General features: G+C 60.1%; 10 protein-coding genes. 8 read left to right on the top strand and 2 right to left on the bottom strand.

Annotation, left to right across the window (positions count from 1 at the left end; all coding sequences use genetic code 11):
• Positions 1–154: 154 nt before the first annotated feature.
• A complete protein-coding gene (gene metE / locus ABWL39_RS06875; protein WP_367788441.1) occupies positions 155–2,494 on the bottom strand; it encodes a 5-methyltetrahydropteroyltriglutamate--homocysteine S-methyltransferase in 2,340 nt (779 codons plus the stop codon).
• Positions 2,495–2,588: 94 nt separating this feature from the next.
• Here metE and ABWL39_RS06880 point away from each other — a divergent pair, with 94 nt between their 5' ends.
• Positions 2,589–3,521, top strand: a complete 933-nt coding sequence (locus tag ABWL39_RS06880; protein WP_367788443.1) for a LysR family transcriptional regulator — start codon at positions 2,589–2,591, stop codon at positions 3,519–3,521.
• Positions 3,522–3,593: 72 nt separating this feature from the next.
• Here the strand turns inward: ABWL39_RS06880 and ABWL39_RS06885 are convergent, their stop codons facing one another.
• Entirely contained in the window at positions 3,594–3,788 is a 195-nt protein-coding gene (locus ABWL39_RS06885; protein WP_367788445.1) for a DUF3460 family protein, read from the bottom strand.
• 756 nt (positions 3,789–4,544) lie between these two features.
• Between ABWL39_RS06885 and ABWL39_RS06890 the strand changes: the two genes are divergently transcribed.
• The 7 genes from ABWL39_RS06890 to ABWL39_RS06920 all read left to right on the top strand — a co-directional run bounded on the left by ABWL39_RS06890 (position 4,545) and on the right by ABWL39_RS06920 (position 14,305).
• On the top strand, positions 4,545–7,301 hold the full coding sequence (locus ABWL39_RS06890) for a TonB-dependent receptor (RefSeq protein WP_367788447.1): 2,757 nt from the start codon (positions 4,545–4,547) through the stop codon (positions 7,299–7,301).
• Between the two features lie 199 nt (positions 7,302–7,500).
• On the top strand, positions 7,501–8,193 hold the full coding sequence (locus tag ABWL39_RS06895; RefSeq protein WP_367788449.1) for a MotA/TolQ/ExbB proton channel family protein: 693 nt from the start codon (positions 7,501–7,503) through the stop codon (positions 8,191–8,193).
• A gap of 2 nt (positions 8,194–8,195) precedes the next feature.
• Positions 8,196–8,612, top strand: a complete 417-nt coding sequence (locus ABWL39_RS06900) for an ExbD/TolR family protein (protein WP_367788451.1) — start codon at positions 8,196–8,198, stop codon at positions 8,610–8,612.
• Positions 8,612–9,367 (top strand): energy transducer TonB, encoded by a 756-nt coding sequence (locus ABWL39_RS06905; protein WP_367788453.1) that lies wholly within the window; start codon positions 8,612–8,614, stop codon positions 9,365–9,367. The genes ABWL39_RS06900 and ABWL39_RS06905 overlap by 1 nt, the downstream gene beginning before the upstream one ends.
• Before the next feature lie 239 nt (positions 9,368–9,606).
• Positions 9,607–11,334 carry an ABC transporter substrate-binding protein gene (locus ABWL39_RS06910; RefSeq protein WP_367788455.1) on the top strand — a complete coding sequence of 576 codons (1,728 nt, stop codon included), beginning with the start codon at positions 9,607–9,609 and terminating at the stop codon, positions 11,332–11,334.
• A 17-nt stretch (positions 11,335–11,351) separates the two neighbouring features.
• On the top strand, positions 11,352–13,361 hold the full coding sequence (locus tag ABWL39_RS06915) for a M3 family metallopeptidase (RefSeq protein ID WP_367788457.1): 2,010 nt from the start codon (positions 11,352–11,354) through the stop codon (positions 13,359–13,361).
• A gap of 5 nt (positions 13,362–13,366) precedes the next feature.
• On the top strand, positions 13,367–14,305 hold the full coding sequence (locus ABWL39_RS06920) for an ABC transporter permease (protein WP_367788459.1): 939 nt from the start codon (positions 13,367–13,369) through the stop codon (positions 14,303–14,305).
• The last annotated feature ends 8 nt before the right edge of the window (positions 14,306–14,313 follow it).

Genomic DNA, 14,313 nt, shown 5'->3' on the forward strand with positions numbered 1-14,313 from the left:
CACACCACCCCGGATGAGCCCCGCATACGCTGTGCGCCGGATGCGGGGCTGGGCCTGATTTGCCCGCCTGCGGGGCTAAACCGCGAGCCTGCAGGGCAGGCCTGGCGCTGCCCTGCGCCCCCTTGCCTGGCGTGCCCTGCAGGCCAATGCCCGGTCAGCCGTTGATGGGCTCTGCGCGGTGTTCGGCAAGGCGCACGCGCATCAGCCGGGCCGCTTCCACCATTGCCGACAGCGCGGTTTCGGTCTCGGGCCAGCCGCGTGTCTTCAGGCCGCAGTCCGGGTTCACCCACAGGCGTTCGAGCGGGATTACGCTGACTGCCTTGCCCAGCAGCCTGACCATCTCTTCCACGCGCGGGATGCGCGGCGAATGGATGTCGTACACACCGGGCCCGATCTCGTTCGGATAGGCGAACTCGCCAAAGCCTTCGAGCAGCTCCATATCCGAGCGCGAGGTTTCGATGGTGATCACGTCGGCATCCATCGCGGCAATCGCGGGCAGGATGTCGTTGAACTCGGCGTAGCACATATGGGTATGAATCTGTGTATCGTCGCGTACCCCCGATGCCGCCAGGCGGAAGGCACGCGCAGCCCAGTCCAGATAGGCCGGCCAGTCGCGGCGCTTGAGTGGCAGCCCCTCGCGGTAGGCCGGCTCGTCGATCTGGATGATGCCGATGCCGGCAGCCTCGAGATCGACCACCTCATCGCGGATGGCCAGTGCGATCTGCTGCGCCGTGGCGCTGCGCGGCTGGTCGTTGCGCACGAAGGACCACTGCAGGATGGTCACCGGCCCTGTCAGCATGCCCTTCATCGGCCGCTCGGTCAGGCTTTGTGCGTAGCGGCTCCATTCGACGGTCATCGGCTGCGGGCGGGAGACATCGCCGTAGATGATCGGCGGCTTCACGCAGCGGCTGCCGTAGCTCTGCACCCAGCCATGCTCGGTGAAGGCAAAGCCTGCCAGCTGCTCGCCGAAATACTCGACCATGTCGTTGCGCTCGGCTTCGCCGTGCACCAGCACATCGAGGCCCAGCGCCTCCTGCTTCTGCACCACGAGCCCGATTTCGGCGCGCATCGCGGCCTGATATTGCGCGTCGCTCAGCTCGCCGCGCTTGAATGCCGCGCGCGCCTGGCGGATCGCCGCCGTCTGCGGAAACGAGCCTATCGTCGTGGTCGGCAGCAAGGGCAGGGCAAAGCGCCGACGCTGGGCCGCCTGCCTGGCCGGGAATACTGATTGACGATGCTCGTCGTTCGCGCTGACATGGGCCAAGCGTGTCGCCACGGCCGGATCGTGGATGCGCGAACTGGTGGCGCGCGCGTCGATTGCCGCGCGGTTGGCCTGCAGCGCCTGATGCACGGCCACACGGCCCTGGTCGAGGGCGTGCTTGAGCAACCCCAGCTCGCCCAGCTTCTGGCGCGCAAAGGCGAGCCAGCTCCTGAGCTCGCCATCGAGCCGGGCCTCCTGCTCCAGATCGACCGGCACGTGCAGCAGCGAGCAGCTCGGCGCCAGCCAGAGCCGGTCGCCGAGCGCGCGCCGGGCATTGCCCAGTTGCTCCAGGCAACGGCCGAGATCGGCACGCCAGATGTTGCGGCCGTCGATGATCCCGGCCGACAGCACCTTGTCCGCCGGCCAGCCGGCCAGGAAGCGGTCGAGCTGCGCTGGCGCCCGCACCAGGTCTAGATGCAGGCCGGCAACCGGCAGGGCTTGCAGCCGAGCTGCGTGTTCCGCGACCGAATCGAAGTAGGTGGCCAGCAGCAGCTTGGGGCCTGTCTGCGACAGCATCTCGTAGACCGGCGCGAGGCGTGCCAGCCAGTGCGCGGGCAGGTCGAGCGTCAGTGCCGGCTCGTCGATCTGCACCCATTCCACGCCTTGTGCCGCAAGCTCTGCGAGCAGCGCCTGGTAGCAGGGCAGCAAGCGGTCGAGCAGGTCGAGGCGGTCGAATTCATGGTGGTGCGCCGAGCCGCAGCAGGCGGCTGCCTGCTCGTTGTGGCCAAGCCGTGCCTTGCCCAGCCAGAGGAAGGTCAGCGGGCCGATCAGCACCGGCTTGGCGGCATGGCCGAGCGCCCGTGCCTGGGCCAGCTCGTAGAGCAACCAGCGCGGGTCGAGCGTGAAGGTGGTATCGGGATGAAACTCGGGGACCAGGTAGTGATAGTTGGTATCGAACCACTTGGTCATCTCCAGCGCGAACTGACCGGCATTGCCGCGTGCCAGCTCGAAATACTGGTCGAGCGTGAGCTGCGGCCCGAAGCCGAAGCGGCGTGGTGCGCAGCCGAACAGCGCGATATGGTTGAGCACCTGGTCGTAGTAGGCGAAATCGCCGACGGTGACCCGCTCTAGGCCTGCCTCGGCCTGCCATTGCCAGTGTTGGCGCCGCAGCGCCGCCGCCTGGTCGAGCAGCGCGGCCTGGTTCAGGTCGCCTTTCCAGTAGGCCTCGACGCCGCGTTTGAGTTCGCGTTGGGCTCCGATGCGCGGAAAGCCCAGGGTATGAATGGTGGTCATTGCTCATGCTCCTGTATATGAACGAGTTGCATGATGGCCGTCTGTTGAATATGATTCAAACTCATTATTTTCAGAATTATCATCAATCATATTCATGCCGCAGCCGATACTCGAACTTCGTCATCTACGCACGCTGGCCGCCATCAGCGAGAGCGGCAGCCTGTCACGCGCGGCCGAGCGGCTGTATCTCACGCAGTCGGCGATTTCGCATCAGATCAAGGCCTTGGAGACGCATTACGGCGTCGAGCTGTTCGAGCGCAAGAGCCAGCCGCTCAAGCTGTCGCTTGCCGGGCAAGGCCTGCTGCAGCTTGCCGAGACCGTCCTGCCGCAGGTGGCGGCTGCCGAGCGCGACCTCGCCCGGCTGTCCGAAGGGCAGGCAGGCCAGCTGCGTATCGCGGTGGAATGTCATACCTGCTTCGACTGGCTGATGCCGGCGATGGACCGTTTCCGAGAGGCTTGGCCGGAGGTGGAGCTCGACATCGTGTCGGGGTTTCATGCCGACCCGGTCGGCCTGCTGCTGACTGATCGCGCCGATGTCGCCGTGGTATCGGAGCGCGACAATGCCGAACAGGGCGTCGCCTATCGGCCGCTGTTCGGTTACGAGATCGTGGCGCTGCTGGCCAAGCGCCACGTACTCACCGCCAGGCCGAGCCTGGTGGCGCAGGATTTTGCCGACCAGACGCTGATTACCTACCCGGTGCCCGACGACATGCTCGACCTGATCCGTCAGGTGCTGCGCCCGGCGGGCATCAACCCCAAGCGCCGCACCAGCGAGCTGACGGCCGCCATCCTGCAGCTGGTTGCCAGCCAGCGGGGCATCGCCGCGCTGCCTGCCTGGGCCGTCCAGGGCTATGTCGATCGCGGTTATGTGGCAACCCGGCCGATCGGGGAGGGGGGCTTGTGGGGAGAGCTCTACGGCGTGGTCAGGACGGCGGATGTCGAGAAGACCTTCGTCGCCGACTTTCTGTCCACCATGCGCGAGACATGCTTCAAGTGCCTGAGCGGCATCGTCGCACTATCCGGCTGATATTACCGGCAGGGCAGATCATCCAAACAAAAACGGCGCCGTGAAGGCGCCGTTTTTTTGCATCAAGCCAGCTCAGTCGGCTTGATAGACATAGGGCTTCTGCTTGACGCGCGATTCCTCGAAGCGCTTGTACAGATCGCGGTCGATTTCGCGATCCCACCAGGTGCCGCGATTTGCCTTCTGCTGTTCCTTCACCTCTGGGTTCTGGTCGAGAAAGCCGTTGATGAACTGGGTGAAGTCGGAAACGTAGTTACGGTCTATGGCCATGATTCTCGGGTTCCTGCGTATCGGCGGTTTGGTAGCCGGTCATTATAAAACGACTTGCCCCACGTGCCCAAGCTGTCTGCGCACGATCCAGCCGATATGTGCATCTTCGGTACACCTGCATCGTAATCACGGCTGTATTTTCAACACCCACCGGGCCACCCATGTCGGCAGAAAAAACAAGCCAGTGCTTGCTAGGCATGTCTATACGTTTACATGCAAACCGGCTGAATATTGCCGGACGCCCTGTTTTGGTACCCGCTACCGAGTGCACCAAAGCGGGTCGGCAAGCCGCTGATTTCCTGTAGCCGCAGCCACAATTTGTATCAGAGTGTCGCTATTTTGCAACACCGCAAATCACCAAAATTTGGCAACAAAATTGCGCAAATTTGTAAATTTATTTGTGTTGATTGCAATGTGGGCGAGGGTTGGCGAAACGAGCACCAACTTGCACTAACATGGCGCGCCGCCACGATTCAGGCAATGTTGCGTGCCTTCCGATATAAGTTATTGATCTTTATTTATAAAAGCTGGAAATAAAGGCGTGATGGAAAATGCCTATACAGATCGATGCTGGTTGGCACGTCGATTGCTTAAGGATCGAGGCGCAAATCTTGTGTGCGGCGCAGCATGGAATGCGTTTCTCACGGGATTTCTTTTTTGTTATGTTAGCAGCGCTATCTAGGGTTAAAGCTCTAAAGGTGGCAGTAAAAAACTGTTAAGAAGTTTGAACGTTCTCATGAGAGGGAGACGGCTTAAATGAAAATGAAACGACTAGCGTTCGCCATTGCGACGATCGGCTATGCCGGTGCGATCAACGGGATCGCATACGCAGAAGATTCGACTGACCAACCCCCCCCGCAGAAGGCCGAGCGGATCGAGGTGACTGGTTCTAGTATCAAACGCGTAGCAAAAGAAGGCGCTCTACCTGTTACCGTCGTCCGCAAAGAGGATATTGCGAGAACTGGTGCCACGAATGTAGAGGAGTTGGTCCAGTCGATCACGTCGACTAGCGCCGTTGGTGGTACGTCGACTGCGCAAGGCGCTGGGTTGTCAACGTATGGTATGTCCTCCGTGTCGATGCGTGGGCTGGGGGGTAACCGGACTCTTGTGCTGGTAAACGGCCGTAGGTTGGCAAATTATGCTACCGACGGTACGACAGTCGACATTAACAGCATCCCACTTTCCTCTATCGAACGCGTTGAGGTCCTGCGCGACGGCGCCTCCTCCGTATATGGTAGCGACGCGGTTGCCGGTGTAATTAACTTCATCATGCGGAAGAATTACAACGGTTTTGAGGCTAGTGCTTACACGGGAAGCCCAACGCGGAGCGGCGGCGGGCAGATCAACAAGGCAGGTTTCGTTGCTGGTACAGGCGACCTCGATGAGAACAAATTCAACCTGGTAGTCTCTGGGGACTTTTCTCATGACCGCGCGCTATATGGTGCAAACCGTACCTTTGCAAAGCGTGGCTGGAACGAATTCTTTGATAGTAGTGCTACTCCCAGTGGCAGACTGCAAGCCCCCTGGGCAATGGGCGTTCCCTTTAATCAGCAAAATCTCAAGACTTTAGGTAACCCTGCTGAATCTGATTGTTCTATGAACGGCAGCGCCATGGATGATAACTATGGCACTTGTCGCTATGACCCTTCTGACTTGGTGCCATTGGCGCCAACGGTAGATAGAGGCAATTTGTCGGCAAACTTCCGGTTTGCCTTGAGCCCAGCTCATGAACTGTACTCAACGGCTATCTACACCAGAACCAAGACTGTCACGCTTGAGCAGTACTCTCCTTATTCTCCGGTTTTCCTGGGTACGGACAACGCATTCCTGAACTCCGGGATTGAGCAGTCGATTCTGATTGGCCCGTCAAACCCTGTATACAACTCGACAATTGTTCCCTACCTCAATTCTATCGGTATGCCTCAATATATAGGTCAGCCGCTCGCTGTATCCTATCGTGCTTATGACGGTGGTCGACGTGAACATACGGATACCGCTGATCAATGGCATTTTGTTGCGGGGATGAAGGGGACTTTTGGCGCGTGGGATTATGATGCCGCCTATGTCTTCAATCAGAGTAAGGTGCAGGAAGATACCAACGGTGGCTATCAACTCCAGACCAAACTCGTTGATCTCCTGAACAAGAGCAATACGTTTAATCCATTCACGACCTTCCAAGATGCTGCCTTGGCTGAGCAGATCAAGGCGACAAACTACAATGGGATGATGGTCGCCTCAAAGCTGACGAATCAAGGGGTTGACGGAAAACTTTCCGGTGCGGTGTTCGAGTTGCCCAGCGGATCGTTGTCGGCCGCCGTTGGTGTCGGCGCGCACAAGGAGACGCTGGACTTTACGTCCAGTGCAGCAGCTCAGGGGGGCGATGTTTCGGGGTATGGTGCGGCGTTGATGCCATACAACAAATCCAGAAACAATCACTCTATGTTTGCTGAGGTGAACGTACCGATTGTCAAGCATCTTGAGGCGGATGTCGCAGTACGCTCAGATCACTACGAGACCATTGGTAGTGAAACCACACCTAAAGTGAGCCTGCGTTGGCAACCGCTGCAACAGTTTCTGTTGCGTGGCTCTTGGGGTAAGGGTTTCCGGGCACCATCTCTGCCGGAACTGTATACCCCTATCGTTGTTTCCTCGACCTCTCAATTTACCGATCCGGTTACCGGGGAAAAGAACCAGTTTAACCAAACCGCTGGTGGTAGCCCTGATCTCAAGCCAGAGCATACAAAGCAAATGTCGTTTGGCTTTGTTGTTGAGCCTGTATCTGGTGTTTCGGCTGGTGTCGATTTCTTCCGGGTTAAAGTCGAAGATCAGATCCTGTCTGGTACCGGCGGGGCGTTGTCTGCACAGGCAATTGTTGGCTTTGCCTCCGAGGGCAATTCCTTCTTTGCTCCGCTTGTCCAGCGCGCATGTCCGACATGCAACATCCAGTCGATCAAAAATACTGCACTCAATGGCGGTAACTTGGATGTTGCTGGGGTCGATATTGATCTGCGGTGGCGTGTTGGTAAGACGGAGATGGGGGCTGTCGATGTCGGCTTGAATGGTACCTACTTCAGTAAGTACGACTCGACCGATCCATCCGGCGCGACACAACATGCTGTGGCCCGAACCGTTGATGATGCTGGCAACATCTTGAACCCAACTCAGCAAGGCGGCGTAATCATGCGCTGGAAGCATGAGTTGACGGCTGGGGTGACTAATGCAACTTGGTCGGCAAGCGTGACCCAGAACTTCCAGAACGGATATTGGGACTTCCCCGATAATGATGGTGCACCGCACTGGGTTGGGTCGTTTGCCACATATGACCTGCAAGGAAACTACACTGCCATCAAGAACCTTAAACTCACGCTGGGCGTCAAGAATGTATTTGATAGCGACCCACCGCGTAGTAACGCAGGCGTGAATGTTGGTTACTTCCAAAGTGGCTACGATCCTTCTTACTATGACCCACGGGGGCGCTTCATCTACGGTAGCGTCAACTACAAGTTCAAATAATCGCGTGACCTGAACAGCTGTGCCAGCCTGATTTGTATGGCTGGCACAGCGTGTTTTTTGACGAACGACACCCGTTTTTGTATTTTTGATCAACTGCTTACGATTCTTGTGGTAAGCTGAATTTGTATATACAGCCGATCACCATCCAGCCGGTGCCGGCATTCTCAAAAAGCAACTAGCAATATTAGGAGTTCATAACATGCTGGATTTCATCATCGAGGTAAGTATTCTTTCTGGCGGCCTGGTTCCGCTGTTGGCCCTGGTTCTGTTGATCGCGCTTGCCGTGATCATTGAGCGCTGGTGGTATATCGCTCGTGTTGTGAAGATTGGTGATGCGATCGAGCATGACATTCTGCTGGTCAAGTACCAAAGCATCGAGCAGTTGCAGCAGGTGGCCAAGCACTATGAGGGTTCGCCGCAGGCCAATGTCGTCAAGGCTGCCGTCGCGTCGCGCGGCGAGAGCGCCGAGGCGATGGAGCGCCACATCGAAGAGGCGCTGATGTGGGAACTGCCCAAGCTCGACAAGAATCTGTGGGTACTCGACACCGCTGTGACGCTGGGCCCCTTGCTCGGCCTGTTCGGTACCGTCATCGGCATGATCGAGTCGTTCGGCGCGATCGGTAACCACGGTGTATCGAACCCCAACGCGATTACCGGCGGTATCGGCCACGCGCTGGTGGCAACGGCCGGCGGCCTGATGGTTGCCATCACCTCCGTGGGCTTCCTCAACTATTTCAACAAGCGCATCCGCCTCACCATCAACCAGCTTGAACTGGTGAAGATGATGTTGATCAACCGCCTGCATGGTGGTGGTATCGACCAAGCCGTGGCGCAGGGCCAGAAGACGGCTGCCGCGACCGCCAAGGTTAACGTTGCTGCGCAAGGTGCCTGATCATGCGCGGCCGTTATATGGAACATAAGGAACCTCGCATCGAGGTGATCCCGCTCATCGACATCATGATGTTCCTGTTGATCTTCTTCATGGTCGTGACCCTGAAGATGATGGAAGGAGCGGGCGTCACGCTGCAATTGCCGTCGTCGAAAACGGCACAGAGCATGCAGCCGCCGGTCAAGGTTGCGGTGGGCGTCAAGGAAGATGGCTCGATGCAGGTCGACAACCAGGCTGTGTCGCACGAGCAGCTGACTGCCTTGCTCAAGCAGAAGAAGTCCTCGGCACCCAAGGTTGAAGTGATCATCGCTGGGGATAAGGGCACTTCCCTGCAGACCTTGATGTCGGTGATGGATGATGTGCGGAGCGCGGGTATCACCGCTGTCGGCATCGCGACCAAGAAGGAAGCAGGAGGAGCCTGATGACCGCCATGACTGTTGCGGAAAAGCCGGGTACTCCGCTTTGGGCCGAATATCGGCCGGATCAGGACAGGTCCTTTTCCTTCAAGAAGGCCTTGCTGATCGCCGCGATCATCGAGATAGCCGCCTTGGGCGCGCTGACGATGATCCCGCCGACCGGCAAGCATATCGCCGAGAAGGATCAGGTCATGGAAGTGGTGGATGTGACCGAAGAGCCGCCTCCGCCGCCCCCTGAGCCCGAGAAGGTCGTCGAGCAGCCCAAGGAGATCGAAAAGATCATCGAGCGGTCGCAGGAGGCGCCCAAGCCTCAGGCCCAGCCTGAACAGGCGCCGATTCCGATGGAGGCGCCCAAGCAGGTTGATAGTGCTGCGGCGGCGCCAGGCGGGATGAGCGTACCGACTGCGGTGGGTGAATCCAGGCCTGCGGTGGGCAATCCTGCTCCCGATGCGAAGCCGACACCGCCAACTGGCCCGGAAAAGGGGCTGGTAGCGACCAAGAAAGTGGCTATCGAATTCCCGCGCAAGGCGCGTGAGAACGATATTCAGGGCTTGGTCGTGGCGCACGTCCATGTCGACGAAAACGGGGATGTCTCGGATGTCGACATCAAGAAGTTCCCGGCGGGCGGCTCGGTGTTGGCCTCTGAGGTGAAGCGCAAGCTGATGCAGTGGAAGTTTGCATCGGAAGGGCGCAAGCGCATCGGCCTTTACGAGATCAACTTTAAATTCAACGACGAAGAGGAAATGGTCGAGGGTCAATAAACCTGATTGCCTTCGAACGCCCACAGATCGTTTCAAAAGGTTGGGCGGTGATTCATCACCGCCCTTTTCATTGCCTACCCATACTCTGATTGGCTATGAACACTTCCCTCAGATCCAAAAGATCCAGCGGGAGTGGTGGTGTACCCGTGTCCCGACGCTTCGTGCAAGCGCTTGGTCAACTGGCATGCGCCGCTACTCTCTCCCTGGGCACCGCCTTGCCACTCTGGGCGGCTGCCGACATGAACAAGACCATGTATTTCAGCTTCGAGGCCGCCGAGACGGGCTTCGACCCCGCTGCCTACAGCGATCTTTACTCCAATATCGTCATCGCCAACATGATGGAGACCCTGCTGGAGTTCGATTACCTGTCGCGTCCGACGCGCGTGGTGCCGGGCACGGCCGCAGCCATGCCGGAAGTGCTCGATGGTGGGCGAACCTATATCTTCCATCTCAGGAAGGGCATCTACTTCGCGCCGCATGAAGTCTTCGGCGGCAAGAAACGCGAGCTGACGGCGCAGGACTATGTCTACAGCTTGCTGCGCCTGGTCGACCCGAGCACCAAGCGCCCCAATGCCTGGTTGCTGCGCGGCAAGGTGATCGGCCTCGACGAGAAGCTGGCCGAATACAAAAAGACCAAGCAGTTCGACCCGAATGTGCCGGTGGAAGGGCTCAAGGCGCTCGATCGCTACACCCTGCAGATCAAGCTGAAGAAGCCCGATTACGATCTGCCCTACATCATGGCCATGCCCAGTACGGTCGCCATGGCCAAGGAGATCGTCGACAAGTACGGCGACCAGGATGCGGGCGCCCACCCGGTCGGCACGGGCCCCTACATGCTGAAACAGTGGGAACGCGGTCACCGCATGGTGCTCGAAGCCAACCCGAATTTCCGTGGGTTGACCTATGCGCCGCCGGCCGATGCCAAGGGCGTCGACCAGAATGTTGCGAATCAGCTCAAGGGCAAGGTGCTGCCACTGATTGGCACGATCGACATCCGCATCATTGAGAGCGGCCAGGCGCAGTATCTCGACTTCCTGCGCGGTGGGCAGGACATCCTGGTCGATACCAAGCCCGAATACGCGGCGCTGGCGGCGCCGGGCGGCAAGCTCGACCCCAAGCTCGTCAAGAAGGGGATCCGCAGCTTCACCGAGCAGCAGCCGGAGATCGTCTACAACCACTTCAACATGGACGACCCGGTCGTCGGCGGCTATACGCCGGAGAAGGTTGCGCTGCGCCGGGCCTTCACGATGTCCTACAACTCGTTGAAAGAGGCGATGGTGCTGCGCAACGGGCAGGCCATCGAAGCCCAGGGACCGTGGTCGCCGGGCATCGTCGGCTACGACGCAAGCTTCAAGAACCCGTTTCACGCCTATAACCCGGCTCGCGCCAACGCCATCCTCGATACCTACGGCTACAAGGATGTGGACGGCGATGGCTACCGTGAACGGCCCGACGGCAAGCCGCTCGAGGTGGAATACCTGGGTACCGCAGGCAGCGGGCGCGAGCTGGAAGAGCAGATTCTCAACGCGTTCAGGGACATCAAGATCCGCGCGCGCACTGTCCAGGTATCGTTCCCGGACCTGATCCAGCGCCGCCAGAACGGCAAATACCAGCTGGCGGGCGGGGCGTGGATCGCCGACTACCCCGATGTCGACAACTTCCTGCAGCTGCTTTACGGCCCAAACACCGGCGAGGGCAACGATGCGCGCTTCAAGCTGCCCGAGTTCGACCGGCTGTACGACGACATCACCGCCATGCCCGATTCGCCCGAGCGGCAGAAGAAGGTGATGCGCATGGTGCGGCTGGCATCGGCCTATGCGCCGTGGAACTTCAACGTCCACCGCATCCGCACGCACTTTGCCCAAGGCTGGACGACGGGGTTTGCGAAACATCCGTTCGATCACGTCAAGTTCATGTACTACGACATCGACCTCGCCAAACGCGAGGCGTACAAGAAACAACAATAGAAAAGAGATAGAGGATCATGAAAAAGACTGCGATTTCACTCGCCTGCCTGCTCGCTGTGGGCCAGGCTTACGCGGCACAGCCGGGCCAGGTGCCGCTGCCAAATGCCACGCAGATCGCCACGCAATGCCAGCAGACGCTGGCCGATGCCAAGCGCCGTGTCGCCAGCCTTGAAAAGCTGCCGCTCGCCAAAGTCGGTAAGGACAACACCCTGCTTGCCTGGAACCAGCTCGACATCGTGCAGGAGAACCTGATCGGGCCCATCGGCCTGCTCGTGGAAACCAGCCCGGACGCGGCGGTGCGCAAGGCTGCCGACGAGTGCAGCCTGAAGCTGTCGGCCTATGCCAACCAGTATCTGCAGAGCGCCGCGCTGTACGCGCGCATCAAGGCGCTGCAGGTGTCGGACCCGATCGACATCGCCGCGCGCGACGACATTCTCGACAGCTTCGAGAGCCGTGGCGTGAACCTGCCCGCCGACAAGCGCGCCCGCGTGTCGGACATCCTGAACCGCCTCGACAAGCTGTCCCAGGACTTCGCGCGCAATATCCGCGACAACGCGACCAAGGTCGCGTTCAGCGAGGCCGAGCTCAAGGGTGTGCCGGCCGAGTTCTACGGCAAGCGTAGCAAGGATGCCGAAGGGCGCTACCAGTTTGCCCTCGATTATCCCGAGAACGACGCGATCATGGGCGGCGCCGAGAATGAAGCGACGCGCCGTGCCTTCTACACGGCGTTCAACCAGCGCGGCGGCGAGGCCAACCTCAAGCTGCTGGGCGAGGCCGTGGCCTTGCGCAAGGAGCTGGCGGGCCTGTTCGGCTTCGACAGCTATGCCGACTGGTCGCTCAAGCGCAAGATGGTCGGCAGCGCGGCGGTGGTGAACCAGTTCCTCGATGAGGTTCAGGCTCGCGTCGAAGCGCTGGAGAAAAAGGAGCTTGGCGAGCTGACCGCCGAGAAAGCCGCGTTCACGCACGATGCCAACGCAAAGCTGAACCGCTGGGACGTGATGTACTACGAAAAGCGGCTGCAGATGACCCGCTACAGCCTCGACCAGGACCAGGTGCGCGCGCAGTTCCCGACCGAGCCGACGATCGCCTGGATGATGAAGGTCACCAGCACGCTGTACGGCGTCGAATTCCGCCCCAACAAGCAGCTCAAGACCTGGCACCCGGAAGTGCGGGGCTATGACGTATTCGACGGCAAGAGCGGCCAGTATCTGTCGAGCTTCTACCTCGACCTGTTCCCGCGCGAAAACAAGTACAAGCACGCTGCGGCCTTCCCGATCCGCAGCGTGAGCCTGGCGGCACACCGCACGCCGGCGTCGGCGCTGGTCACCAACTTCAACCGCGACGGCTTCAATCAGGACGAGCTCGAAACGCTGTTCCACGAGTTCGGCCACGTGATGCACGGCGTGCTGTCGAAGACGCGCTATGTGCTCAATGCCGGCACCTCGGTCAAACGCGATTTCGTCGAGGCGCCGTCGCAGATGTACGAAGAGTGGGCGCGCCGCCCCGAGACGCTGAAGCTGTTCAGCGAGACCTGCCCGAGCTGCAAGCCGATCGACCCGGCGCTGATTGCGCGCATGAACGAGGCGCGCACCTTCGGCAAGGGGGTGCAGTATGCGCGTCAGCGCCTCTACGCGGCATGGGACATGGCGCTGCACGGCGCCAAGCCGGTTGATCCGCAGGCGGCCTGGGTCGAGATGGAAGGGCGCACGCCGCTCGGCCATGTCGATGGCACCATGTTGCCGGCCTCGTTCGGCCACATGATGGGCGGCTACGAGGCGGGCTACTACGGCTATATGTGGTCCGAAGTGCTCGCGCTCGACATGCTGTCCGGCTACGGCGACAACGTGATGGACGCCAAGACCGGCGCGCGCTACCGCTCGATCATCCTGGAGCAGGGCGGGCAGGTGCCGCCAATGCAGCTGGTAGAGCAGTTCCTTGGCCGCAAGCCCAATTCGGACGCATTCTTCCGTGAGATCACCGGGCAGCGCAACGCCGCCAATGTCGCCCAGGCGGGCGCCAGGGAGTAAGGTCGATGCTCGCATATTTCATCCGACGTGTACTGCAGATGATCCCCACCATCCTGGGGGTCATCCTGCTCTTGTTCCTGCTGTTCCATTTCTTTGCCGGTGACCCGGCGCAGGTGCTGGCCGGCAAGATGCCGAACGCCGAGCGCATCGCGGCGATCCGCAAGGAACTGGGGCTCGACGAATCGTGGCTGGTGCAGCTGTGGCTGTTCCTGAAACAGGTGCTGACCTTCGACTTCGGCCGTAGCTGGACCACCAACGAGCCGGTACGCGACATCCTCGCCGCACGGGTGCCGGTGACGCTGACCATCATGATCCCGGTGTGGATTCTGGAGGCCGTCATCGCCGTGGTGCTGGCGCTGGCCGTGGCCTACGTGCGCGGCAGCCTCACCGATCGCTCGGTGATGGCGGTGTGCACCGCGGCCATGTCGATCAGCCTGCTGCTCTACGCCGTCGTCGGGCAATGGCTGTTCGCCTACAAGCTCGGCCTGTTCCCGATGATAGGCTGGGGCGACGACCTGGCGAGCAATCTGTCGAGCTACGCGCAGCTGCCCATCATGCTGATCCTGTTCGTCGCCGTGGCGCCGAGCCTGCGGCTGTATCGCTCGTTCATCGTCGAGGAGATCAATCAGGACTATGTGCGCACCGCGCGCGCCAAGGGCGCCAGCGACAACCGCGTGATGTTCGTGCACGTGCTGCGCAACGCCTCGATTCCGATCATCACCAATATGGCGCTGTCTATCCCGGGCCTCGTGGTCGGCTCCTTCATCATCGAGCAGATCTTCGCCATTCCGGGGCTTGGCAAGGAGGTGATCCTGGCCGTCGAGAAGAGCGATTTCCCGGTGATCAAGGCGATCACGGTGATGATCGCGCTGTTGACGATGGTCGCCAACCTGCTGGTGGATGCGCTGTACAAGGTGCTCGACCCGCGTGTCGAATTGAAATGAGGGGCAAC

Source organism: Chitinivorax sp. PXF-14 (assembly GCF_040812015.1).
Classification (GTDB): Bacteria; Pseudomonadota; Gammaproteobacteria; order Burkholderiales; family SCOH01; genus JBFNXJ01.